This window comes from Micromonospora sp. CPCC 205558 (assembly GCF_036902955.1).
Classification (GTDB): Bacteria; Actinomycetota; Actinomycetes; order Mycobacteriales; family Micromonosporaceae; genus Micromonospora.
In genome coordinates, this window is record NZ_JBAKHR010000034.1 from 1 (window position 1) to 23,146 (window position 23,146).

Sequence of the window (23,146 nt, forward strand, 5' to 3'; positions counted from 1 at the left end):
CGGATCCGCCGCCCGCGCCGCCCGGAACGCCGCCTCGATCCAGTCATTACCGGTGCGCTGCAGATTCGAGTCCCGCCGCCCACCAGAACCACCATCGGCGAACGCCTCGTTCACCACGTCCCACGAGTGAATCTTGCCGCGGAAGTGCGTCGCCACCTGCGTCACGTGGTTGATCGCCGCGTTGCGCAACGCGCTACCGGACATGCCCTGGGCCCAGCCCGGCTGCTGCTGATGCCACAGCAACGCGTGACCCCGCACGCTCATGCCGTTGGCCTGCGCGTGACTGACCAAACGATCACCACCGGTGTAACTGAACCGACCCTGCTGCGGCTCGGTGGCATCCCACTTCATCTCGTTCTCGGCCACGACACTGTTGAACTCGCGGTTCAAAATCGTGGTGTAAACGCTGGTGGACAGCTTGCCCGTCGCGACAGCAGCGCCGAAGTAGCGGCCCTTCTCGGCGGCCGAGGCCCCGAGGGTCGTGCCGGCGCTGGCCGTGGAGGTCAGTGTCATCGTCATCCCGGCGGCGAGAACGCCGGTGACTGCGATGGTCACCGCCGCTCGCAGGGCTCTTCTGTGATTCATCCGGATTCCTTCTCTGTGGTGGTGCGGCGATGGCGGCGCAGCGCCCGAATCTGCTCATGCGAAATCAGAGATGGCAGCAGCGGTCGCCGTCGCGGCAGCAGTGCGGGGAGTCCTGACCCGACGTCCGGCATGCCCTGGGCGGACGTCGCGTTCCGAGGGGCCACAGCAGGTTCGCCCGGTGAACCACAGGTGCGGCCGCCCTCAACCATCGACTGTGAGCGATAACATGCCGTTCGTCAAGTCGTAACGAACCGGGCCGAGCCCGGTGTGCTCCGGCAGGGCGCGTCGGCGTGCTGCCGGAGCCGAACGAGGACGGCTCCGGCAGCGCCGGTCACTGGAACGAGACGTCGTCGACGAGGAAACCGTCGGTGCCTTCCGTCGTCTCCACATAGAAGGTGGCACTGGACAACGTGCCGCTCCACGACACGGTCGTCGTACCGGTGAGCAGGGTCCAGCCGTTGACGTTCACACCCGCCGCCGGGGTCAGCTGGAGGTAGCTCGTCGTGCCGTTCGCGGTCAGCGACAGCGTCGCCTTCGCCGACGGGGTGCCGCTCTGTGCGCGTACCCAGACGTTGGTGGTGTAGCTCTTGCCGTTGGTGAGCTTGGCGGTCACGTCCTGACCGGGACCGTTCCACGCGCCGGTCCGGCCGGTGATCGACAGCGATCCGCTGCCGCCGTGCGCGACGCTGGTGTTCCGGGCGAGAGTTCCACTGCCGTGCACACCCCAACCCGTCGTGCCGTTCTCCACGTCACTGTTGGTGAGCAGGTTGGCGCTGCCGCCGGTGCCGCTGAACTGCCACCAGTTGATGTTGAACAGGTTTCCGCTGCCACCGGCGAAGCGCAGGTACAGATCGTGGGTGCCGGTCGCTCCGCTCACCGCGCAGGTGCTGGTGGTCCAGGTCTGCCAACCGCCGGTGCCGCCCACGGTGCAGGTGCCCACGGTCGGGCCGCTGGCGCTGTCGAGGCGTACCTCGATCCGGCCGCCGCTGGTGGCCGATGCGACCCGGGCGCTGAACGAGGTCGCGCCCGCTCCGAACGCGACACCCTTGACCTTGATGTAGTCACCGTTCTCGATCCAACCGACGTTCATCCCGCCCTCGCTGGACGCCTCGGTCTCGATCCCCGAGCCCCAGGCGATCGTTTCGGCCTCCTGGCGCACGTACGGGTTCAGCGTGCCCACCTGCGGCGCTCCAGTGGTGGTCATGTTGATGGTCGGAATCGTGCCGTTGGAGTTGTAGCTGAACTTCTCCACCGCGACCGAACGGGTGTAACCGCTACCACCGGGCAACGCCCCGTTGTGGTAGAAGAAGTACGAGCCACCCTGGAAGTCGATGACACCAGCGTGATTGGTGAAGCTGGCGCCCTGCCGCGGCATGATCGTTCCCCGGTACGTCCACGGCCCGGTCGGCCCGGTCGCGGTGGAGTACGCGATGAACTCCGAGCAACACTCGGCCGCGAAAACGTTGTAGTACAACCCGTTGCGTTTGAACACCCACGGCCCCTCCTCATACAGGGTCGGCCGACTCGCATTGCCGTTACGGGTGCCGAACCCCGCCGTCGTGAGCGGGATGCGCGTCGCGCTGCCGGAGTACGAGATCATGTCCTGGTTCAGCTTCACGTACCACAGGCCCGGGTTCCCCCAGTACAGGTACGCCTGCCCGTCGTCGTCGATGAAGACGCTCGGATCGATCTCGTTGTTGCCGACGAGTGGTCGACCGAGCGCGTCGCGGAACGGCCCGGTCGGGCTGTCCGCCACCCCGACCCCGATGACCATCTGCCCGTTGGAGCGCTGGCGCACCGGGACGTACCAGTAGAACTTCCCGTTGCGCGCGATGACCTGCCCGGCCCACGCGTTGGCGTCCGCCCAGGCGAACGTCGCCAGGCTCATCGGCGAGCCGTGATCGGTCCAGTTCACCATGTCCGCTGACGAGTACACCCGCCACTCGCGCATGGTGAAGTAGGTGGACCCGTCCTCGTCATGCCCGGTGTAGAGGTAGACCCGGCCGTTGTGCACCACCGGCGCCGGGTCGGCGGTGTAGATGTTCTGGACGATGGGGTTGTCGGCCTTGGCCGTGCCCGGGATCAGTGCGAGGACGCAGGCCATGCTCGCCAGCAAGGCGATCGCGCGCCTGGCCCGGCGGTTGGCCCGGGTTGTGGTTCGATCTTTCACCTTCACGATTTCTCCCACAGAGAGTGCGCCGTGCGCGTTGTCTGACGCGGCGGGCCGCCGCCGTCCTGGCTGCTGCTCGAACCGGCCCTGACATCCGCATGCCGAGCAGCACGACCAGCGGCCGTGTTAGCGTTAACAGATCCTTTCGGATGCCTCCCTCCCCCGATTGACCTGGATTTTTGCGAGACGCGGGATGACCGTCGTAACCACATCGCAGCATTGATGTATCGACGTTGACATCCAAGATTTACGATGCACCGTACTGAGCGACACGGCGGGCGTCAACGGGCGGGCACCGGCTCTGCACCCACCGCCATCCGTCACACACGGTCACATTTTGGTGATCGGGAGCCCGACGTGTGTCCGTTTCGGACCATTGGCCACCGCCGGCGCAGCGCCCCCAGGTCAGGCCGCCGGTCGATGGGGTCAGCGAGGCGCCCACAGGGGTTGCGGGCGTGTTAACGACGAACTATGTTAGCGATCACATCGATGTGCTGCGATAAGCGCCAGGGGTGGGCACCCGGCGTCCACGGCGATCACGCCCACCACCCACACCGCACCCGTCGTCGGCACTCTGCCGTCGCCGAACCCGCCGCCATCGATGGCGGCCCCGACGAACCCGGCCACCTGGAGGTTCCCCATGCCACCCCCGCCCCTCAGCCGCCGCCACCTTCTTCAGGCCGCCGGAGCCACCGTGATGCTCTCCGCAACCGGCGCCGCCGTCGCTCCGGGGAGCGCGTCCGCCGCCGTCGTGCCCCCGGCCCGGTCCGACATCGGAGTCTCGGCGTACCCGTTCGACCCCGGTCAGGTACGACTCACCGCCGGCCGGTGGATGGACAACCAGAACCGGACGCTCAACTACCTGCGGTTCGTCGACGTCGACCGGATGCTCTACAACTTCCGCGCCAACCACCGGCTGTCCACCAACGGCGCCGCCACCAACGGCGGCTGGGACGCGCCGAACTTCCCGTTCCGGACCCACATGCAGGGGCACTTCCTGACCGCCTGGGCGTACGCGTACGCGGTGCTGGGCGACACCACCTGCCGGGACAAGGCCAACTACATGGTGGCCGAGCTGGCCAAGTGCCAGGCCAACAACTCCGCCGCCGGGTTCGGCGCGGGTTACCTCTCCGGTTTCCCGGAGTCCGACTTCACGGCGCTCGAGGCCCGGACGCTGTCCAACGGCAACGTGCCCTACTACTGCATCCACAAGACCCTCACCGGGTTGCTCGACGTCTGGCGCTACACCGGGAACACCCAGGCCCGCACGGTCCTGCTGGCCCTCGCCGGCTGGGTCGACAGCCGCACGAGCCGGCTGAGCTCCAGCCAGATGCAGTCCATGTTGGGCACCGAGTTCGGCGGCATGAACGACGTGCTCACCGACATCTACCAGCAGACCGGCGACTCCCGCTGGCTCACCACCGCCCAGCGGTTCGACCACGCTGCCGTGTTCAACCCGCTGGCCGCCAACCAGGACCAGCTCAACGGGCTGCACGCCAACACGCAGGTGCCCAAGTGGATCGGCGCGGCCCGGGAGTTCAAGGCGACCGGGACCACCCGTTACCGGGACATCGCCAGCAACGCGTGGAACATCACCGTCGGGGCGCACACCTACGTCATCGGTGGCAACAGCCAGGCGGAGCACTTCCGACCGCCGAACGCGATCGCCGGCTATCTCAGCAACGACACCTGCGAGCAGTGCAACACGTTCAACATGCTCAAGCTGACCCGGGAGCTGTGGCTGCTCGACCCGAACCGCACCGACTACTTCGACTTCTACGAGCGCGCCCTGATCAACCACCTGATCGGCGGGCAGAACCCGGCCGACAGCCACGGCCACATCACCTACTTCACCCCGTTGCGGCCGGGCGGGCGTCGTGGGGTGGGCCCGGCCTGGGGTGGCGGCACCTGGAGCACCGACTACAACTCGTTCTGGTGCTGTCAGGGCACCGGCCTGGAGATCAACACGAGGTTGATGGACTCCATCTACTTCTACAACGGCACGACACTGAGCGTGAACCTGTTCACGCCATCGGTGCTGAACTGGACGCAGCGCGGCATCACGGTCACCCAGAACACCAGCTACCCGGTCAGCGACACCAGCACCCTGACCCTGTCCGGGTCGATGAGCGGCTCCTGGAGCATCCGGGTACGGATCCCGTCCTGGACCAGCGGCGCGACGGTCGCGGTCAACGGCACGGTGCAGAACGTCGCCACCACCCCCGGCAGCTACGCCACGATCACCCGCACCTGGGCCGCCGGGGACACCATCACCGTGCGGCTGCCGATGCAGGTCGTCATGCGGGCCGCCAACGACAACGCGTCGGTCGCCGCCGTCACGTACGGCCCGACGGTGCTGGCCGGCAACTACGGCAACACCGCGCTCAGCGCCCTGCCGGCACTCACCGCCTCCTCGGTCACGCGAACCAGCACCAGTTCGCTCGCGTTCACCGCCAGCGCCAACGGGTCCACCGTGAACCTCGCCCCCTTCTACGACGCCCACGGCTACAACTACACGGTCTACTGGAACACCAGCGGAGGCGGCGGCACCGGCGGCAGCTACCGCCTGGTCAACGTCGGCACCGGCCTGGTCCTCGGCGTGCAGAACATGTCCACCGCCGACGGCGGGCTGGCCGTGCAGTGGGGCGACAGCGGCACCGCCGACCACAACTGGGTGGTCGTGACCGACGGCAACGCGGTCCGGTTCCGCAACGTCCACAGCGGCAAGGTCCTCGGCGTGGAGAACATGTCCACCGCTGACAACGCCCGGGTCCTGCAGTGGGCCGACAACGGCACCGCCGATCACCGGTGGATCCTCGTGGACAACGGCGACGGCTCCTACAAGATCCGCAACGTCAACAGCAACAAGCTGCTCGGGATCCTGAACGGGTCGACCGCCTGGGGAGCGCAGGCCGTGCAGGACTCCGACAACGGCAGCGCGGACAACCGGTGGAGGCTGGTCCGCAACGCCTGAGATCCGCCCCCGCTCCACCGGCTCACCGGCGCGGTCACCCGAAGACCGCGCCGGTGACGCCGGGCGGGCGCCCGACAGCGGTCGTGCAGTGCGGAGGGTCCTGGCCCAGTGAACGCGGCGGACGTGCCGGCCCGCTCTGGATCTCGATCCCGATCGGCCGCCAGTAGGATCACTGGCACCTCGGCGATGTCTGTCGCCTCGTGCACCCCCGGAGTCCGTGTGGCCGCCCGTTCGTACCGGTTCCTGCGCCGAACCCTGGTCGTGGGCTGCCTACTCACCGCCGCCGCGCTGCCGGGCGCACCGCCGGCCGCACCGCAGGCCGTGTCGCCGGCCGCACCCACCGACGCGGCGGACCCCCCGCCCGCCACCGTCCTGCGGATGCTCCAGATGAACCTCTGCAACAGTGGCCGCGCCGGCTGCTACACCGGCCGAGCCCGGGCCAGGGCCGCCGCGGTGATCACCATCCAGGCCCCCGACCTGGTCACCCTCAACGAGATCTGCGCGAACGACCTGTCCGTCCTGTCCCGCGTGTTCCAGACCGTCCACCCCGGTCGGACCGTCGTGGCCGCGTTCCAAGCCGCCGGCGACCGCCCGAGCGGCAACGACACCCGCTGCCGCAACGGCCAACGATTCGGCATCGGAGTCCTGACCCACGTGCCGACGTCGGCCACCCCGAGCACCGTGTACGCCGGCACCCATCCGACCCAGGACCTCGCGGACCCCGAGGAACGGGCCTGGCTCTGCGTCGACGTGGATGGCGGCCTGCTCGCCTGCACCACCCACCTGTCGGCCAGCGGCTACCGCGTCGCGCTCACCCAGTGCGACCATCTGCTCGACGCCATCCTGCCGACGATCAGCCGCAAGGCCGGGTACCTGCCCACGGTGCTGGCTGGCGACCTCAACCTGCGCGCCGGCCACGATCCCGACGTGCGGTCCTGCATACCGCCGGGCCATCAGCGGATCGACGACGGTCGACTGCAACACATCACAGCGACCCCCGACATCACGCTCTGCTGTCGCACCCTGGTGCCCATGCACGAGGCGACCGATCACCCCGCGCTGCTGGCCACCCTCACCATCCACCACAGCCGCCCGGGCCGCCGGCCAGCCTGATCCGCCTCCGAGGCGGGCGCGGGCGGGCCGCACGGCGTCAGCGCGGCGGCGTGTCCCGGCGGGACGGGAACGGCGTACCCGGCTGGCCGAGGGTGGATCGGGCCCGCAACCCGACCGGATCGGGAGCGACGGTGGGCGTCGGGGCCGCCGGTTCCGAGACCCGTCGCCCGTCCAGGTACGCGGCGGCGGCCCGGTCGTCGTCGGTCGGCGCGGCCAGCAGCGCGTAGAGCAGACCGACCACCCCGAAGATCACCGCCAGTACGATCGGGACCAGCAGGGTGCTCACCCCGGTGCCGGTCACCTCACCCGTTCCTTGGTGACGGTGCACCGACAGGGCGCTCATGCCGGTGAAGTGCATCCCGTTGACGGCGATCCCCATGACCAGCGCGGAGGCGAAGATCGCCAACCCCCGCCGGACGGTCATCGCGAGCCAGAGCGCGACGGTGGCCGCCACCACGGCGATGACCACCGAGAGCACCACCCGGACGCTGTCGTAGCCGAGGCTGCCGTTGAGGCGCATGGCGGCCATTCCGGTGTAGTGCATGGCGGCCACGCCGACACCGGTGAAGACACCGCCGGCGATCAGGCGTACCGGATTCAGCCGGCCGGTACCCACGATGGCCAGGCCGATACCGACCGCCCCCACGGCGATGACCGTGCTGGCCACGGTCAGCGGCACGTCGTAGCGGATCCGGGTGTTCTCGACGGCGAAGCCGAGCATGGCCATGAAGTGCATCGCCCAGATGGCGGTGCCGCCCAGTGCCCAGGCCGACAGCAGACCCCACCACGCCCGCTGACCGTTCGTCCGGGCCGTGCGAATGCGCCCGGCACAGATCAGACCGAGGATCGAACCGAGTACGGACAGCGCGTAGCTCAGCGCGGGCGTGATCCACCCATACTCAAAGTGATTGATCTCCGCCACGGCGGCTTTCTCCCCATTCGTTACCGACGCGTCAACAAGACGTCTCGGCAATGATCAGGGGTGCTGTGATCAGGCGCAACAGTGCCCCCCGGGCTATCCGAGGGGTGCCGTCGCGGTAACCGTCAGCTGCGTCGATTCAACGACGAGAATGACGGTGCGTGATTATCACGCTGACGTATGGTAGGCGAGAACGCCCCGATTGACTGCCGCTATAGCCTGTCGGGCCGTGGACCGCAGCTCAGCTGCGGCACCGCCGGAGTCGGCAATCTGACCGAGCAGGTCGACGACCTGTCGGGCCCACCTGACGAAGTCACCGGCGGGCATCTCACCATCGATCTCGTGACCGCTGCCGAGCACCTTGGCCAGTGCCTCGCCGCGGGCCCACCGGTAGACCGGCCAGGCAAACCCGAGATCCGGCTCCCGGGTCGCGGTCAGCCCCCGCGCTGCCTCGTCGGCCTCGATCTCCCCCCACAACTTCAGCGTCTCGTCCACCGCGTCGGCCACCGGCCCGCGCGGCAGCGACGCCCGCTCGTCGACATCACGGCGCGCCTCGAACACCACCACGGACACCGCGGCGGCCAACTCGGCCGGGGACAGCCCGTTCCACACCCCCCGGCGCAGGCACTCGGCCACCAGCAGATCCGCCTCGGTCCAGATTCGACCCAGCATCCGACCGGCGTCGGTGACCGCGCCGTCGGGGGCGAGGTACCCCCGCTCGGTCAGCAACGCCACGATCCGGTCGAACGTCCGGGCGAGGGACCCCGTACGGCCACTGACGCGCTCGCGCAACTCCTCGGTGTCGCGTTCCAGCCGCCGACGCCGCTCCGCCCAGCGGGCGTGCTCCTCCCGCTCCGGGCAGGCGTGGCAGGGATGGTTGCGCAGCTCGGTGCGGAGCTGGCTGATCCGGTGGTCCTCGCCGGCCGCCTGCCGGGAACGACCACCGCGTCGACCGCCGTGCCGGTCCAGGCCGGTGCCGCTGACCTCGGCGGCGAGATCGCGCCGAGCGGCCGGTGACCGGTGGTTGAAGTGCTTGGGCACCCGGATCCGGGCCAACACCTCGGCCGGAGTGGTGAAGTCGCCAGGGCTGACCCGCCCAGCCCACCGGTCCTGGGTGAGCACCAGTGGCCGAGGCTCACCGAACCCGCCGGTCGCTGGGTCCAGCACCACGGCCAGCCCGGCCCGCCGGCCCGACGGCACCCGGATCACGTCGCCGACCCGCAGCCGCTCCAACGAGGCCACCGCGGCGGCCTTGCGCTGTGTCTGCCCCTGGCGGGCGATCGCCTTCTCCCGCTCGGCAATCGCCACCCGCAGCGCGAAGTACTCGTCGAAGTCGCCGTGATGGCAGGCCGCCTCCGCGCCGTACGCCTCGATGGTCTCGGTGTTGCGCTGCACCTGCCGGGCCAGACCGACAACCGACCGGTCCGCCTGGAACTGGGCGAACGACGACTCCAGCAGAGCCCGGGCCGGCTCCGCGCCGACCGTGCCGACCAGGTTCACGGCCATGTTGTACGACGGCCGGAAGCTGGAACGCAGCGGGTAGGTGCGGGTGGACGCCAACCCGGCCACGTGCCGTGGGTCGGTCTCCGGGGACCACACCACGACGGCGTGCCCCTCCACATCGATGCCACGGCGGCCGGCGCGGCCGGTGAGCTGCGTGTACTCCCCCGGGGTCAGGTCGACGTGCGCCTCGCCGTTGTACTTGACCAGCCGTTCCAGGACCACGCAGCGGGCCGGCATGTTGATGCCCAACGCCAGGGTCTCGGTGGCGAAGACCGCCTTGACCAGGCCACGGACGAACAACTCCTCGACGACTTCCTTGAACACCGGAAGCATGCCCGCGTGGTGGGCGGCCAAACCGCGTTCCAGACCGTCCAGCCACTCCCAGTAGCCCAGAACCGACAGGTCCTCCCCGGGAATGGCGGTGACCCGGGACTCGACGACCCGGCGGATCTCGGCCCGCTCCTCCGCCGAGGTTAGCCGCAACCCGGCGGCCAGGCACTGCTGCACGGCGGCGGCGCAACCGGCCCGACTGAAGATGAACAGGATCGCCGGGAGCAGACCCTCCCGGTCCAGTCGGTCGACGATGTCGGGGCGCATCGGGCCACGCCAGCGCGGGCCACGTCGACCCGCACCGGGGCCCGCGCTGCGCCCCTCGCCCAACTCCAGCCGCCGCACGGTCTCCCGGGTGTAGCGCAGCAACTCCGGGTGCACGTCGTGCTTACGGGCGGCGTCGGCGTCGTGGAACAGGTCGAACATCCGCTTGCCGACCAGCATGTGCTGCCACAACGGCACCGGTCGGTGCTCGCTGACCACCACGGCGGTCTCACCGCGCACGGTGACCAGCCAGTCGGCGAACTCCTCGGCGTTGGAGACGGTCGCCGACAACGAGACCAGGGTGACCGAGGCCGGCAGGTGGATGATCACCTCTTCCCACACCCCACCGCGGAACCGGTCGGCCAGGTAGTGCACCTCGTCCATCACCACGTACGCGAGGCCCTGCAGGGTGCTGGAGCCCGCGTAGAGCATGTTGCGCAGCACCTCGGTGGTCATCACCACCACCGGCGCGTCACCGTTGATCGCGTTGTCGCCGGTCAGCAGGCCGACCTGCTCGGCGCCGTACCGGGCGACCAGATCGTGGTACTTCTGATTGGACAACGCCTTGATCGGCGTGGTGTAGAAGCACTTGCGCCGGGCCGGCGGGGTCGTCGCGTCGGCGGCGGGCACCGGGTCGTCGGGCCGCCCGCGCAACGCCAGGTGGACGGCGAACTCCCCGACCACCGTCTTACCGGCGCCGGTGGGGGCGCAGACCAGCACACCGCTGCCCCGCTCCAGCGACTGACACGCCTCCCGCTGGAAGTCGTCGAGGTCGAACCCCAGCTCAAGGGCGAACTCGTCCAGCGCCGGAAACTGTGCGGCTTGTGCGGCCTTGCGGCGCGCCGCTGCGTACCGCTCGGCGGGGCTCGACATGGCTCCAAGATTAGTGCGTGCCGAGTCACCTCACCCCACAAGGCCGTCCGGAGGCGCGGTCGGGGGCGGTCGGTAGGGTGCACGGCGTGCCGGACCATGCCGAACCGCCCCAGACCAGTCCGCCGGGCACCGCCGAGCGTCGGGCGTCCCGACGCCCGGTCAAGGCGGTGCTCTTCGACTTCCACGGCACCCTGGCCCAGGTGGAGGACCCGCAGCGGTGGGTGCTGCAGGCCGCGGCGTCGTGCGGCGTCACCCTGGACCGGGTCCGCGCCACCTCGCTGGCCGACCGACTGCTGACCGCCGGGCGCGCCGGCGGGCCGCTTCCGGCGCGGGTGCCACCCCGACTGGCCGAGCTGTGGGCCGACCGGGACCTCTACCAACACGCCCACCGGGGCGCGTACACCGGGCTGGCCGAGACCGTCGACGCCGGCATCGACGGCTTCGCCGACGCGCTCTACGAGCGGCTGCTGATCGCCGAGGGCTGGCTACCGTACGCCGACACCGCCCCCACGCTGACCGCGCTGCGCGACGCCGGGGTGCCGGTGGCGGTGGTCAGCAACATCGGCTTCGACCTGCGCCCCCACTTCGACGCCTGGGGGCTGACCGGCCTCGTCGACGCGTTCGTCCTCTCGTACGAGGTGGGGCGGTGCAAACCCGACCCGGCGATCTTCTGGCGGGCCTGCGGGATGCTGGGCGTCGACCCGGAGCAGACCCTGATGGTCGGTGACACACCGGCGGACGCCGGCGCGGTTGCCGCCGGCTGCTCGGTGCTGGTCCTCCCGGCAGCCGAGCCGGGCCAGGAGAACGGGCTCGGCGCGGTGCTCGACCTCGCCCTGCCGGCCTGACCGACGCCTCCCTGACCCGGGCCCGCGCCCCTGCAGGTCAGGGAGGTGGACACCGCCGCGAAGCAGCCGGAGCTGCCCGCCTACCGTCATGCCCGTGACGGAGACCCTGCTGCCCACGCCACCCTCGGGCCAGACACGACCGGCCCGACGCGGCGGCGTCGTCGCCGTGGGGCTGGTGCTCGGCGGGGCACTGTCGGTGCAGTTCGGCTCCGCCGTGGCCGCGTTGCTCTTTCCGCGCACCGGGGTGGCCGGCGCGGTGACCCTGCGGCTGACCATCGCGGCTGTGCTGCTGCTCATCGTGTGCCGGCCCCGACTGCGCGGGCACGACCGGTCGGCCTGGCTCGCCGCCGGCGCGTTCGGGCTGGCGCTGGCCGGCATGAACTCGCTCTTCTACCAGGCCATCGACCGCATTCCGCTCGGCCCGACGGTGACGCTGGAGGTGCTCGGCCCGTTGGCGCTGTCGGTGTTCTCCTCCCGACGACTGGCCAGTTGGGGCTGGGCGGGGCTGGCACTGGCCGGGGTGGCGCTGCTCGGGCAGGGCGGCTTCGACCGGCTGAACCCGGTCGGGGTGGCCTTCGCGTTCGGCGCGGGCGCCATGTGGGCCGCGTACATCGTGCTGAGCGCCCGGGTCGGTGACCACTTCCCCGGCGCGGACGGGCTCGCCCTGGCGCTGACGCTCGCCGCGCTGGTAACCCTGCCGCTGGGCATCATCGACGGCGGCGCGGCGCTGCTCGACCCACCGGTGCTGGCGCTCGGCACCGCCCTCGCGGTGCTCGCCTCCGGGCTGCCCTACACCCTGGAGTTGCTGGCGCTACGACGGATGCCCACCGCCACCTTCGCGGTGCTGATGAGCCTCGGCCCGGCCGTCGCCACGCTCGCCGGGTGGCTGGTGCTGCGGCAGGCGCTGACCCTGCTGGAGTGCGCCGCCATCGTGCTGGTCATCGCGGCCAGCATCGGCGCGGTCCGGGTCAACGCAGCAGCCGCACAGCGCCCGGAACCGCGCTGATCGTCACCGGCAGATCCAGGGAGCGTTCCCCGTCGGCGTACGACGTGATGCCCTCGGCGGCCACCTCCACGGTGCGGGCCCGGAAGCTGCGCACCAGCGGGTGGCTGACGTGGGTGCCCTGGTAGATGCGCGGCTTCACCCGGACCAGGGTGCGCCGGTCGACCCGACCCGCCACCACCACGTCGAGCAGCCCGTCGGTCGGGTCCGCGTCCGGGCAGATCCGCATTCCACCGCCGTACGTCGGGCAGTTGCCCACCGCCACGAGCACCGCGTCCAGGTCGTGCGGCACCCCGTCGAGGCGCAGCGTGTAGCGGCGTGGGCGCAGTCGGGCCAGCTCGACCAGGATCGCCAGGTCGTACCGGCGCGGGCCGCGTGGCCAGCGCATCCGGTTGGCCCGCTCGTTGACGATCGCGTCGAACCCGGCCGCGAGGACCGCCCCGTACCACCGCTCGGCGCCGTCGACCCCGACCATCCGGGCCAGGTCGACCGGTCGACTGCGACCATCGCGCACCGCCTCGGCGATCACCGCCGCCGCCGCGAGGGGGTCGGCCGGGAAGCCGGTATCCAGGGCGAAGTCGTTGCCGGTGCCGGCCGGGATCGGGCCGAACGGCACGTCGGTGCCGGCCACCGCCTGCAACGCCCGGTGCACGGTGCCGTCGCCACCGACCGCCACCAGCGCACCTGCGCCGTCCGCGACCGCCTGACGGCATGCCGCCTCCGCCTCGCCCGGGCTGGACGCCGACAGCAACCGAAGCGGCCGGCCCGCGGCGGTCAGCCCGTCCAACAACCGGGGCAACAGGGCGCTGTACCGTCCCCGGCCGGCGGACGGGTTCGTGAGTACGGCCACCGGCCCACCGGCGAGCGGGGCGCGGTCGACAGGTCCACCGGCGACCGGGCCGGGCAGGTGATCGTCTGCGGTCACGGGCAGCACCGTACCGGTCGGACACCCGCCGTTCACCCGGGGCCGACGCCGTCACCAACAGTTCCGGCACCGGCGCGCGAGGTGACGCGACGACGCCGCCCCCGAAACACGGGGACGGCGTCGGTGGACCGGTCGGCGCGGGGGCCGTCAGGTCATGTCGTCGTAGCGGCGCTCGATCGGCGCCGGTTTGGCGATCGGCTCGGGTTCGCCGATCGGCGCTGCCGAGTCGACCCGCTGCCCGGCCACCACCGGATCCGCGTCGAACTCCAACGGCGACACCTCGTCGTCGTCGATGCCGGCGTAGACCTCCTTGCCGCGCCCACGCCGCTTGTCGTTGAGGAACGCGACGCCCACCGCCACGAAGTACAGCAGCGAGAGGGAGAGCGCCAGCAGCGTCATACCGAACGGACCTGGATCCGGTGTGGCGATGGCGGCGAAGGCGAAGCAGATGAAGATCACTGCCCGCCACCAGCTGAGCAGTCGCCGTGCACTGGCAATCCCGGCGAAGTTGAGCATCAGCAGGATCAGGGGGAACTCGAAGCCCACCCCGAACAGCAGGATCATGTTCGTAATGAACGCAATGTAGGCGCTGACCTCGAACTGATTCGATAGCCCGCCCACGCCGGATTCCATCAGGAACCCGAGCCCCTTGTCGACCACCACGTAGGCCAGCATCCCGCCAGCGGCGAACAGCGGCGCGGCGATCGAGACGAAGACGTAGGCCCACTTGCGCTCGTGCCGGTGCAGACCGGGAGCGATGAACGCCCAGAGCTGATAGAGCCAGACCGGCCCGCCGATGATCAGACCGAGCCAGAGCGCCAACTTCAGCTTCAGCACGAACCCGGTAGTCGGTGCGAGCGCCAGAAGGTCCTGGCAGTTTCCCAACGCGTCCGTAGTGTCGGGGAGCCGGCAGTATGGCTGCTTCAGAAGCAGGAAAACTGGGTCGGCGAGCAAGAACCCGATGATCAGGCCGCCGACGATCGCCAGCGACGCGCGGAACAGACGGTTGCGCAGTTCGCGGACGTGCTCGATGAGCGTCATCGAGCCGTCGGCGGCCCGCTCGAACGTGCTCGGGCCGCGCTTACGCAGGGCGAAGGCCACGGGAGTGGGGCCTTTCGGTCAGTTGTCGCGGACGCGGTGCACCGGGTCGACGACCGGCTGCTGCGGCGGGGCCTGCTGGTACGGGGCCTGCTGCGGCTGGCCAGCGTACGGTGCCTGCTGCCCGGCGTGCGGCGGCAGCGGCTGGTAGCCGGCCTGCGCGTCGGCCTTCTCTGCGAGGTCGCGGTCGTCGTCCTGCAGGCTCTTGGTCTCGGCCTTGATGATCCGCAGCGACCGACCCAGTGAACGGGCCGCGTCAGGGAGCCGCTTCGCACCGAAGAGCAGGATCAGCACAACCACGAGAACAGCGATGTGCCACGGCTTGAGGGCACCCATGAGAAGCTCCAGTCGGTCTGTGTCCGAGGGGTGGTACGCAGCCCATCGTACGTGCGGATCGGCTGCCCGCCACCCGCCGGGTGGTGGTCGTTTTGCCGGGAGGATGAAATCTTGACCAACCCACGATGATCCGTCAACCACCGCCAGGTGCGTGCTCGATCAGCCGCGCCTGGCCTTGATCACGGCCAGCCGCCGGGAGGTGGTGTCGAGTCGACGTTGGACTTCCTCGGCACGCTGTTGCAGCGCCTCGGCGGTGTCCCGCAGCGACTCGGCCTCGGCGGCCCGCCGCTGCAACGCCACGGCGGCGCGGCGCAGTCGGGGCAGCCGGGCCAGCACCGGGCGCACGGCCAGCACGAGCACCACGAGAGGTAGCAGCACCACCGCGAGCACGATCCAGATCAGCACGGCGGTCAGCCTACTGGGTGCGGCCGGCCACCGCCGGGTCACCCGACGGCGCGCGCTCCGGGGTGGCCTCGGGCGGCCGGGGCACGGCAGTGGGCGCGGGAACGGCGTACGCGTCCAGCGCGGCGGCCGCCGTCGCGCGTACCTGATCGGCCAACTCGACCGGGGCGACCACCGTCACCTCCGGGCCGAGGCCCAGCACGAACCGGCGGGCCCAGCCCAGGTCGGTCACCCGCAGGGAGACGAGCCACTGGTCGCCGTCGCCGGCCTCCACCCGCTCACACGGGTAGTACTCGGTGATCCACCGCTCGCCCCGGCCGATGCGCAGGGTGATCAGCGGCAGGTCGGCCGACGGGCGGAACACGCCCTCGGTGAGGTCGTGCGGAACGGCCTGCGGCGGCACCGCGGCCGGCTCGTCCAACTCGGTGGTCGCGTCGATCCGGTCGGCGCGGAACAGCCGGACGGCCTCCGCACGCCGACACCACGCCTCCACGTACGCCCGGCCGCCGACCATGAGCATCCGCAGCGGGTCGATGACGCGCTCGGTGGTCTCGTCCCGGGCGGCCGTGTAGTAGGTGATCCGCAGGGCCTTCCCGCCCTCCACGGCGGCGCGCAGCGCCTCGACCCGCGGCGTGTCCCCGGGCAACCGGACCGCCACCGGGGCACCCACCAGGTCACCCGCGGCCTCGATCTTGGCGAGGGCCCGTTCGACAGCCTCGCGGTTGGCCACCCCGGGCGTCTCGGCCAGCATCCGCAGCGCCACCACCAACGCGAGGGCCTCGTCGGGGGTCAGCCGCAACGGCCGGTCGATGCCGGCGTCGTAGGTGATGGTCACCCGGTCACCGTCGAACGCCATGTCGATCAGGTCACCGGGGCCGTACCCGGGCAGCCCACACACCCAGAGCAGCTCCAGATCCTCGCGGAGCTGGCGCTCGGTGACGCCCAGGTCACCGGCCGCCTCGGCGATCTCGATGCCGGGCCGGGCCAGCAGGTAGGGCACCAGGTTGAGCAGTCGGGCCAGCCGGTCGGCGGACGCGCGGGAACCGTTGCGGGCGGCCGGGCGGGTCACCGGGCACCCCCGCTGCCGGCCAGCTCGTCGTGGCGCACGGCGATCTCCTTGAGTCGTTGGATGACCGCCTCGCGGACCTCCGGTGGGTCGAGGACGCGCACGTCCGGGCCGTAGCCGACGAGGTGACCGGCCAAGCCGTCCGGGTCCGCGTACGGCAGGACCAGCCGGTCGCCGTCCGGCCCGGCGGTCACCTGCACCGCCCAGCGGCGCAGCCCGGCGGCCCGCCCCGGCGCGGCCAGCACCGTGGCCCGACCGGTGCGCTCCACCGGGCCCGACCAGCGGGCCACGTGGCTGATCAGGTCGACGTTGGCCGGCGGCTCGTACGCGCCGGGGGCGCCGGTCACCCGGACCGCGCCGACGACCCGGGACAACCGGAAGCAGCGGGTCGCCTCCCGGTCCTGGTCGTGGCCGACCACATACCACCGGCCGCGCCAGCACACCACGCCCCACGGCTGCAGCCGCCGCCGGCTGGGCGCGTCGCGGTCGGGCACCCGGTAGTCGAACCCCACCTCGCGGCGATCCCGGGCGGCGGCGGTCAGCGGCGCGAACGCCGGGTCGACAGTGACCATCGGCTCCAGGCCGAGGGTCGCCTGCGGGTCCACGTCCACCCCGGCGGCCCGCAGCTTGGCCAGCCCGGACGACGCGGCGGCGGCCAGACCGGCGTGCTGCCACAGCCGTGCGGCGATGCCGACCGCGGCGGCCTCGTCCGGTTCGAGGAGGATGTCGGGCAGCGCGTATTCGCGGTGGGCGATCCGGTAGCCGGGCTCGGCGTCGAAGGCGCTCGCCGTGCCGGTCTCCAGTGGCACACCCAGCTCGCGCAGCTCGGCCTTGTCCCGCTCGAACTTGCGCTGGAACGCCTCATGGTCGCGCGCGTCGTCAGGATCGTGCTCATAACCGGGCACGGTCGCGGCGATCTGCGCGGCGGTCAGGAACCGTCGCGTGGACAGCAGGCAGATCACCAGGTTGACCAGGCGTTCGGTGCGGGTCCGCGACACGCGGTAGACGCTAGCAGCCGGCACGCCCAGACCGTGCACCCACGCGGGGCGTGCCGCACACATGTTCGGATAAGGTCTCCTCCAGCGCATCGCCGTTTGCGGTCATAGGGTGATCCTCATGTCGCCACCGGAGGCCAGGCCCGAGAGCGAGAGCGTCGGCACCGTCGTCGTCGCCGGCGTCGCCAACCTCGCCATCGCGGTGGCCAAACTGATCGCCGGGCTGATCTCTGGTTCCGCCGCGATGCTCTCCGAGGCGGCGCACTCGGTCGCCGACACCACCACCGAGGTGCTGCTCTTCCAGGCGCTGCGCCGCGGCGCCCGTCCGGCCGACCAGCGACACCCCTTCGGGTACGGCAAGGAGAGCTACGTCTGGGCGTTCTTCGCGGCCATGTTCACGTTCGTGGCCGGCGCCGGTTTCGCCGTCACCCACGGCGTCACCACGATCCTGGTGCACGAGCACAGCGGCGACTACCTGATCTCGTACATCGTGCTCGGGGTGTCGTTCGTCATCGAGTCGATCTCACTGGCCCGGGCCGTGCGGCAGGTCCGCCGCGAGTCGCGCCGCTGGCAGACCACGCCTTGGCGATTTCTGCGGCTGACCGCCGACACCACAGTGAAGGCGGTCTTCCTGGAGGACAGCGCGGCCCTGATCGGTCTGCTGCTGGCCGGGCTCGGCGTCGGCCTGTCGCACGCCACCGGCGACGAGGTGTGGGACGGCATCGCGTCGATCCTGATCGGGCTGCTGCTGCTGACGGTCGCCGGGATCCTGGCCAGCAACAACCTGTCGCTGCTGGTCGGCCGGGCCGTCCCGGAGCGGCTGCGCCGCGAGATCGAGCGGGAGCTGGCCGGGCTGCCCGAGGTGGAGCGCATCGACACCCTGTTGACCATGCAGCTCGGCCCGGACGACATCCTGGTCGCCGCGAAGGTCGACTTCCGCGACGAGGCCACCGGCGCGCAGATCGAGGCCACCGCCGACGAGGCCGAGCGGCGGCTCACCGGCCGCTACCCGGAGATCCGCTTCGTCTTTCTCGACCCCACCCGTTCCCTGCCGGGCGTCACCGGGAATGCCCGCCACACCCAGGCCCGGCCGAGCGAGGACGCCGGCGGCGAACCCGACCAGACCTGAGCCGAGCCCACCCCGCGACGGGCCGTCTGAGCCGACTGGCCGGGCCGGCAGCCGACTTGGCCGGGCCGACGGCCTGCCCACCCGGGCGCGGGCCGCCGGGCCCGCGCGGCTAGCGTGCCCGTCATGGTGCGATGGCGTACGGGGACGGTGGCGACGCTGCGACGGCAGTGGACCGGGGCGGTGGAGCTGGACGTCGACCTGCCCGACGGCACGCGGATGCGCGCGTTGGCCTACCCGGAGCTGGTCGGCACTCCCGAGCCCGGCGACCGGGTGCTGCTCAACGCCGGCGCGCTGCTGATGGGGCTGGGCACCGGCGGGTACGCCCTGGTCGTCGCCCTGCCGGACCGGCTGCCACCGGACCCGCCGGACGTCGCCGACACCCGCGACGCCGGGCACCTGGTCAAGGCCCGCTACACGCCGTTGCAGCCGATCCTGCTCGGCGTCGACGAGGAGGCGTCCCCGCACCGCGACGTGCTGGCCGACGCGGACGACCTGGGCGGCCTCCCGGTGGTCACCGCTGATCTGCACTCGGCGCTCCCGGCGATCCTGGCCGGTATCCGGGCCGACGCCCCGCAGGCGCGGGTGGCGTACCTGCTCACCGATGGTGGGGCGCTGCCCGCCTGGTTCTCCCGCACCCTCGCCGGGCTGCGGGCCGACCTGGCCGGCACGATCACCGTCGGGCAGGCGTTCGGTGGCGACCTGGAGGCCACCACCCTGCACGGCGGTCTGCTCGCCGCCCGGCACGTGCTCCACGCGGACGTGGCGATCGTGGCTCAGGGCCCCGGCAACCTGGGCACCGGCACCCGGTGGGGTTTCTCCGGCGTCGCGGTCGGCGAGGCGGTCAACGCGGTAGCCACGCTGGGCGGGCAGCCGGTCGGCTCGTTGCGCATCTCCGACGCCGACCCCCGCCCCCGACACCGGGGCGTGTCACATCACAGCCTCACCGCGTACGGCCGGGTGGCGCTGGCCCCGGCGGAGCTGGTGGTGCCCGACGATCTGGCGCCGCCCCTCGCGGCCGAGGTGCACGCGGCGCTGGCGCCGCTGGCGGCCCGGCACCGGATCGTCCGGGTACGCACCGACGGTCTCGACGCCGCGCTGCGGGCCAGCGCCGTGCCGCTGTCCACAATGGGCCGGGGCCTCGACGCCGACCACGCGTACTTCCTGGCGGCAGCCGCCGCCGGCCGCCACGCAACAACCCTCATCCCCTAACCCCCCACCCTCCCGGCCCCCACCCTCCCGGTCGATCATGAAGTTATTGCCTGCCGCCTCGGCGTGTCGGGGCAATAACTTCATGATCGACGCAGGCTTGTGCCTGCGCACGGGTGGGGTGGGGTGGGGTGGGTGGGTCAGGCCAGGAAGATCAGGGCTAGCCAGCCGCCCACGATGAGGATCAGGGCCAGGGCCAGCACCCAGGTCGGCACCGTGTACTCACCGCGCCGGTTACGGTCGACCTCGGCGCGGATCTTTTCCCGCCGGCGTTCGATCCAGTTCTGCCGCTCGGTGCCGCGCTCGGGGCGCTCGGAAGGTCCAGAAGTCGTCATGGCGCGCTCAGCTTAACCGCTCAGCGCGCCGGGCCGACCGGCCCCGTCAGTGCGGCGCACCGCCGGGGCCGGCAACCCGTCACATGCTGGCGATCAGCCGCTCCACCCGCTCGTCGTACGCCCGGAACGGGTCCTTGCACAGCACGGTCCGCTGCGCCTGGTCGTTGAGCTTCAGGTGCACCCAGTCGACGGTGAAGTCCCGGCGCTTCTCCTGGGCGTGCCGGATGAACTCGCCCCGCAGCCGGGCCCGGGTGGTCTGCGGCGGGGTCTCCTTGGCCTCGAAGATCTCCGGGTCGGTGGTCACCCGGTCGACGTCACCGCGGCGCTCCAGGAGCCCGTAGAGACCCCGGCCACGGCGCACGTCGTGGTAGGCCAGATCCATCTGCGCCACCCGGGGGTGCGACAGCGGCAGGTCGTGCTTGCGCTGGTACCGCTCGATCAACCGCAGCTTGCTGACCCAGTCGATCTCGCGGGAGACCGGCTCCAGGTCACCGCTCTCCACCGCGTTGAGCACCCGGCCCCACAGCTCGACGACCCGCTTGGCGGCCTGGTCGCCGCCGCGTCGCTCGACGAACTCGGTGGCCTTGGCAAGGTATTCCTGCTGGATGTCCAGGGCGCTGACCTCCTTACCGTTGGCCAGCCGCACCTTGCGCCGACCGGTGATGTCGTGCGACACCTCCCGGATGGCCCGGATCGGGTTCTCCAGGGACAGGTCGCGCATCACCACCCCGGCCTCGATCATCCGCAGCACGATGTCGGCGGTGCCGACCTTGAGCAGCGTGGTGACCTCGTTCATGTTGGAGTCACCGACGATCACGTGCAGCCGCCGGTAGCGCTCGGCGTCGGCGTGCGGCTCGTCGCGGGTGTTGATGATCGGGCGGCTGCGGGTGGTCGCCGAGGAGACGCCCTCCCAGATGTGCTCGGCCCGCTGCGAGAGGCAGTAGACCGCTCCGCGTGGGGTTTGCAGGACCTTGCCGGCCCCGCAGATCAACTGCCGGGTGACCAGGAACGGGATGAGCACGTCGGCGAGCCGGCCGAACTCGCCGTGCCGCGAGACCAGGTAGTTCTCGTGGCACCCGTACGAGTTGCCGGCCGAGTCGGTGTTGTTCTTGAACAGGTAGATCTCACCCGCGATGCCCTCGTCGTGCAGCCGCTTCTCCGCGTCGACGAGCAGGCCCTCCAGGATCCGCTCGCCGGCCCGGTCGTGGGCGACGAGATCGGTCACCGAGTCGCACTCCGGTGTCGCGTACTCCGGATGCGACCCGACGTCCAGGTAGAGCCGGGCTCCATTGCGCAGGAAGACGTTGCTCGACCGGCCCCAGGACACCACGCGACGGAACAGATACCGCGCGACCTCGTCCGGGGACAGCCGCCGCTGCCCGCGATAGGTGCAGGTGACGCCGTACTCGGTCTCGAGGCCGAAGATTCGCCGCTCCATGATGAGACATTAGCCGCCCGGAGGCCCGGTTCGTCACTGTCAGACCACAGGTCGTGCCCCGAGCGCGGTCACATACCGGTTGAGTGCGACATTCCGTCCGGGCCGAGGCTCGCCACGAACCGCCGACAGCTGTCGTACTCCGGGAGCAGGCCCCGCTCGCGGGCCTGCGCCAGAGTCGGCGCGGCGTCGTCGCGCGCGGACAGCAGCGGCACCTCGACGGGCCACTCGATGCCCAACTCCTCGTCCAGCGGGTGCACCGCGTGCTCGCCGGTCGGGTTGTAGGTGGCCGAGCAGAGATAGCTCAACGTCGCGTCGTCGGTCAACGCGCAGAACCCGTGCCCCAACCCCTCGCTGAGGTAGACCGCCCGACGGTCGGTGTCGTCCAGCCGGACGCCCTCCCAACGGCCGAAGGTCGGCGAACCCACCCGCAGGTCCACGATCACGTCGAGGACCGCGCCCCGCACACAGGTCACGTACTTGGCCTGCCCGGGCGGGACATCGGCGAAGTGGACGCCGCGCACCACTCCACGCGCGGAGACCGACAGGTTGGCCTGGGCCAGCCGCAGCGGATGCCCCACCGCCTCGGCGAGCTTGTCGAAGCGGTACCACTCCATGAACATGCCACGCGGGTCACCGTGCTGCTGGGGGCTGATCTCCCAGGCGCCCTCGATGCTCAGCTCCCGAATCTTCACCAGGAACCCCCGTCGCCGTCGGCCCGCTCACTCAGCAGACCGAGCAGGTAGTCGCCGTAACCGCTCTTGGTCAGCGGCTCGGCCAGCGCGCGCAGTTGCGCGTCGTCGATCAGGCCGGCCCGCCAGGCGACCTCCTCGATGCAACCGATCTTGAGACCCTGGCGTTCCTCGACCACCCGGACGAACTCCGCGGCCTGCATCATCGAGGTGAACGTGCCGGTGTCCAGCCAGGCGGTGCCCCGATCCAACACCGTCACCGACAGCTCCCCGGTCTCCCGGTACGCCTCGTTGACCGCCGTGATCTCCAGCTCGCCGCGGGCGCTCGGGGTGAGCTTGCGGGCGATGTCCACCACCCGGTTGTCATAGAAGTAGAGGCCGGGCACCGCGTAGCGGGACTTCGGCCGCGCCGGCTTCTCCTCGATGGAGAGCACCCGACCATCGGCGTCGAAGTCGACGACGCCGTACTCCTGTGGGTTGGCCACCTGATAGGCGAAGACCCGCCCGCCGACCGGGTCACCGTGGTCGGCGAGCTGCCGACCCAGACCCACACCGTGGAAGATGTTGTCGCCGAGGACCAGCGCCACCGACTCGGCGCCGATGAAGTCCGCCCCGAGGATGAACGCCTGCGCGATGCCCTCCGGGCGCGCCTGGCTGACGTACTCCAGCCGCAGCCCGAACTGGCTGCCGTCGCCGAGCAGCCGACGGAACTGGTCCTGGTCGTCCGGCGTCGTGATCACCAGGATCTCCCGAACCCCGGACATCACCAGGGTGGAGAGCGGGTAGTAGATCATCGGCTTGTCGAAGACCGGCATCAGCTGCTTCGAGACCGCCCGGGTGATCGGCCAGAGCCGGGACCCGGTGCCGCCGGCAAGTAGGATTCCGCGCACCGGGGAAGCCTAGCCGCACCCGGACGGGTTGCGCCGGGGTCGCATACCAGGCGCAGCG

General features: G+C 71.0%; 20 protein-coding genes. 6 read left to right on the top strand and 14 right to left on the bottom strand.

Annotated features, from left to right (window positions below; translation table 11 throughout):
• Nucleotides 1-585, bottom strand: a 585-nt coding sequence (locus tag V6U86_RS28490; protein WP_334508569.1) for an endo-1,4-beta-xylanase, incomplete at its 3' end; no start/stop codon positions are given.
• A gap of 331 nt (nucleotides 586-916) precedes the next feature.
• Nucleotides 917-2,689: a family 43 glycosylhydrolase gene (locus V6U86_RS28495; RefSeq protein ID WP_334508701.1), complete on the bottom strand. Its 1,773-nt coding sequence runs from the start codon at nucleotides 2,687-2,689 to the stop codon at nucleotides 917-919.
• Between the two features lie 706 nt (nucleotides 2,690-3,395).
• On the opposite strand from V6U86_RS28495, the gene V6U86_RS28500 reads away from it, so the two are divergent.
• A complete protein-coding gene (locus V6U86_RS28500; protein ID WP_334508572.1) occupies nucleotides 3,396-5,729 on the top strand; it encodes a beta-L-arabinofuranosidase domain-containing protein in 2,334 nt (777 codons plus the stop codon).
• Between the two features lie 219 nt (nucleotides 5,730-5,948).
• On the top strand, nucleotides 5,949-6,842 hold the full coding sequence (locus V6U86_RS28505; RefSeq protein ID WP_334508574.1) for an endonuclease/exonuclease/phosphatase family protein: 894 nt from the start codon (nucleotides 5,949-5,951) through the stop codon (nucleotides 6,840-6,842).
• 37 nt (nucleotides 6,843-6,879) lie between these two features.
• Here V6U86_RS28505 and V6U86_RS28510 read toward each other — a convergent pair whose 3' ends face one another.
• Complete coding sequence (locus tag V6U86_RS28510; protein WP_334508576.1) at nucleotides 6,880-7,764, bottom strand: MHYT domain-containing protein; 885 nt, start codon at nucleotides 7,762-7,764, stop codon at nucleotides 6,880-6,882.
• A 165-nt stretch (nucleotides 7,765-7,929) separates the two neighbouring features.
• A complete protein-coding gene (locus V6U86_RS28515) occupies nucleotides 7,930-10,731 on the bottom strand; it encodes a DEAD/DEAH box helicase (protein WP_334508578.1) in 2,802 nt (933 codons plus the stop codon).
• 86 nt (nucleotides 10,732-10,817) lie between these two features.
• On the opposite strand from V6U86_RS28515, the gene V6U86_RS28520 reads away from it, so the two are divergent.
• Nucleotides 10,818-11,576 (top strand): HAD family hydrolase, encoded by a 759-nt coding sequence (locus V6U86_RS28520; protein ID WP_334508580.1) that lies wholly within the window; start codon nucleotides 10,818-10,820, stop codon nucleotides 11,574-11,576.
• 88 nt (nucleotides 11,577-11,664) lie between these two features.
• Nucleotides 11,665-12,582 (top strand): EamA family transporter, encoded by a 918-nt coding sequence (locus tag V6U86_RS28525; RefSeq protein ID WP_334508582.1) that lies wholly within the window; start codon nucleotides 11,665-11,667, stop codon nucleotides 12,580-12,582.
• Here the strand turns inward: V6U86_RS28525 and V6U86_RS28530 are convergent.
• The 6 genes from V6U86_RS28530 to V6U86_RS28555 form a co-directional block, all read right to left on the bottom strand.
• Nucleotides 12,545-13,486: a diacylglycerol kinase gene (locus V6U86_RS28530; protein WP_334508703.1), complete on the bottom strand. Its 942-nt coding sequence runs from the start codon at nucleotides 13,484-13,486 to the stop codon at nucleotides 12,545-12,547. The two genes, V6U86_RS28525 and V6U86_RS28530, sit on opposite strands and share 38 nt — an antisense overlap.
• Before the next feature lie 165 nt (nucleotides 13,487-13,651).
• The gene (gene tatC / locus V6U86_RS28535) at nucleotides 13,652-14,605 is read right to left on the bottom strand and encodes a twin-arginine translocase subunit TatC (protein ID WP_334508585.1); all 954 of its coding nucleotides are present in this window, start codon (nucleotides 14,603-14,605) and stop codon (nucleotides 13,652-13,654) included.
• 18 nt (nucleotides 14,606-14,623) lie between these two features.
• Complete coding sequence (gene tatA, locus V6U86_RS28540; RefSeq protein WP_124855346.1) at nucleotides 14,624-14,938, bottom strand: Sec-independent protein translocase subunit TatA; 315 nt, start codon at nucleotides 14,936-14,938, stop codon at nucleotides 14,624-14,626.
• A 159-nt stretch (nucleotides 14,939-15,097) separates the two neighbouring features.
• The gene (locus V6U86_RS28545) at nucleotides 15,098-15,343 is read right to left on the bottom strand and encodes a hypothetical protein (protein WP_334508591.1); all 246 of its coding nucleotides are present in this window, start codon (nucleotides 15,341-15,343) and stop codon (nucleotides 15,098-15,100) included.
• Between the two features lie 10 nt (nucleotides 15,344-15,353).
• On the bottom strand, nucleotides 15,354-16,409 hold the full coding sequence (locus V6U86_RS28550) for a helix-turn-helix transcriptional regulator (RefSeq protein ID WP_334508593.1): 1,056 nt from the start codon (nucleotides 16,407-16,409) through the stop codon (nucleotides 15,354-15,356).
• Nucleotides 16,406-17,404 carry a helix-turn-helix transcriptional regulator gene (locus V6U86_RS28555; protein ID WP_334508595.1) on the bottom strand — a complete coding sequence of 333 codons (999 nt, stop codon included), beginning with the start codon at nucleotides 17,402-17,404 and terminating at the stop codon, nucleotides 16,406-16,408. Before V6U86_RS28555 ends, V6U86_RS28550 begins: the two co-directional genes overlap by 4 nt.
• A 118-nt stretch (nucleotides 17,405-17,522) precedes the next feature.
• Here V6U86_RS28555 and V6U86_RS28560 point away from each other — a divergent pair, with 118 nt between their 5' ends.
• A complete protein-coding gene (locus tag V6U86_RS28560; RefSeq protein ID WP_334508597.1) occupies nucleotides 17,523-18,530 on the top strand; it encodes a cation diffusion facilitator family transporter in 1,008 nt (335 codons plus the stop codon).
• Between the two features lie 123 nt (nucleotides 18,531-18,653).
• The gene (locus tag V6U86_RS28565; protein ID WP_334508600.1) at nucleotides 18,654-19,739 is read left to right on the top strand and encodes a DUF3866 family protein; all 1,086 of its coding nucleotides are present in this window, start codon (nucleotides 18,654-18,656) and stop codon (nucleotides 19,737-19,739) included.
• Nucleotides 19,740-19,876: 137 nt separating this feature from the next.
• Here V6U86_RS28565 and V6U86_RS28570 read toward each other — a convergent pair whose 3' ends face one another.
• The 4 genes from V6U86_RS28570 to rfbA form a co-directional block, all read right to left on the bottom strand.
• Nucleotides 19,877-20,071 carry a hypothetical protein gene (locus tag V6U86_RS28570; protein WP_334508602.1) on the bottom strand — a complete coding sequence of 65 codons (195 nt, stop codon included), beginning with the start codon at nucleotides 20,069-20,071 and terminating at the stop codon, nucleotides 19,877-19,879.
• A gap of 79 nt (nucleotides 20,072-20,150) precedes the next feature.
• A complete protein-coding gene (gene pafA / locus V6U86_RS28575; RefSeq protein WP_238680390.1) occupies nucleotides 20,151-21,509 on the bottom strand; it encodes a Pup--protein ligase in 1,359 nt (452 codons plus the stop codon).
• A 68-nt stretch (nucleotides 21,510-21,577) separates the two neighbouring features.
• Nucleotides 21,578-22,201, bottom strand: coding sequence for a dTDP-4-dehydrorhamnose 3,5-epimerase (gene rfbC, locus V6U86_RS28580; protein WP_334508607.1), 624 nt, complete (start codon nucleotides 22,199-22,201; stop codon nucleotides 21,578-21,580).
• On the bottom strand, nucleotides 22,198-23,088 hold the full coding sequence (gene rfbA / locus V6U86_RS28585; protein WP_334508610.1) for a glucose-1-phosphate thymidylyltransferase RfbA: 891 nt from the start codon (nucleotides 23,086-23,088) through the stop codon (nucleotides 22,198-22,200). Before rfbA ends, rfbC begins: the two co-directional genes overlap by 4 nt.
• Nucleotides 23,089-23,146: the final 58 nt, after the last annotated feature.